General features: G+C 61.1%; 2 protein-coding genes. Both read right to left on the bottom strand.

The features are described 5' to 3' along the window. On the bottom strand, positions 1–652 hold a 652-nt coding region (locus B384_RS18675; protein WP_192813088.1), incomplete at its 3' end, for a malectin. Positions 653–716: 64 nt separating this feature from the next. Then, positions 717–1,209: malectin domain-containing carbohydrate-binding protein (locus tag B384_RS18670; protein WP_035767076.1), on the bottom strand; the 493-nt coding region annotated here is incomplete at its 5' end.

Genomic DNA, 1,209 nt, shown 5'->3' with positions numbered 1-1,209 from the left:
CAGCTGGTTGGGGGGTGGTGCCGGTTGGGTAGACCACTTCAATCGCCGAGATCTTCGGCTGATCGACCGACGCCGTGAAGTCAAGGGTCAGAGCACCGTCCGTCACAGTCTGTGAGAGGGTTTTTACCGTAGCGGTCATCGCCCCCACCTCAGCGAAAAGGTCCAGGTCATCGAGTTCAACCGGCCCGCCCTCGAGGTTCACGTCAAACACCCGCTTACCTACACCGCCCGGACCGCCACCGGTGGCACCATGCCAAATCTCCGCAAAATGCAGCCGGACAGTGAACGTTCCCGACTGGCTGACGGGAATCGTATAGTTGAACGCCCCGCGATTCGTCGTCGCGCTCCGCTCGGTCAGGTACAACGCATCATTGACCGTCCCAGCGATCGCCGTCACTTTAGGGTTGCTGTAGGCCTTACCGCCGCTGAACGACCGATCGGCCGCCCACACCATGCCGCCCACCGTCATCTGAGGTCCGCCCGCATTGATCCGCACCACCTCCGGATCAGCGGCAAGGGTTGAGGGTGAGTCGATCGCTGAGGCAGGCAAAAGAAGGATCGCCGCTGCGAGGACCGCAAGGATCCTCAGCACCTTTCGATGCTTCAGTCGGCCCTGTGCGTGCCCCCCTGCTAGTGCTGACTGTTGTTTCACGCGCTTCTCCTTGGTTTAGTTGGGCCTAACAGCTGGACCAGTCGCCGGTTTGATGCCGCGCCGTCTACTGCGGACCGTCCCCCGTCGAAACGGGGATGATTTCGATGGCTGAGATCTTCGCCTGATCCACCGTCGAGGTGAAGTCCAGGTCAAGATTCCCATCCGTTACCGGGACCACCGTCGAGACCACATGGGCCGTCATCGGGGCCACCACAGCATTCAGGTCAAGCCCTGCGATCTCCACCGGACCGCCCTCAAAATTGACGCTGAACACCCGCTTACCAGCACCACCCGGACCACCACCGCTCGCACCATGCCAAATCTCGGCGAAGTGCAGCTTCACCGTGTACTCCCCGGCCGGCAGCGGCACGTTATAGCCAAACGACGCCGCACTACGCTCCGAGAAATACAGGTCATCCATCGTGGTCCCAGCAATCTGGGTCACCTTCGCGTTAGTGAACGACTTCCCACCAGCAAACTTCTCATCCGCCAGCCACTGCACCCCACCAGCAACCACCGCAGAACCACCAGCATTAATCCGCACCACATCCCCCACC

Source organism: Arthrobacter sp. TB 23, from assembly GCF_000294595.1.
Lineage (GTDB): Bacteria > Actinomycetota > Actinomycetes > Actinomycetales > Micrococcaceae > Arthrobacter_D.
Note: the sequence above shows the minus strand (reverse complement) of the source record. Positions and strands in the feature narration are given on the sequence as shown.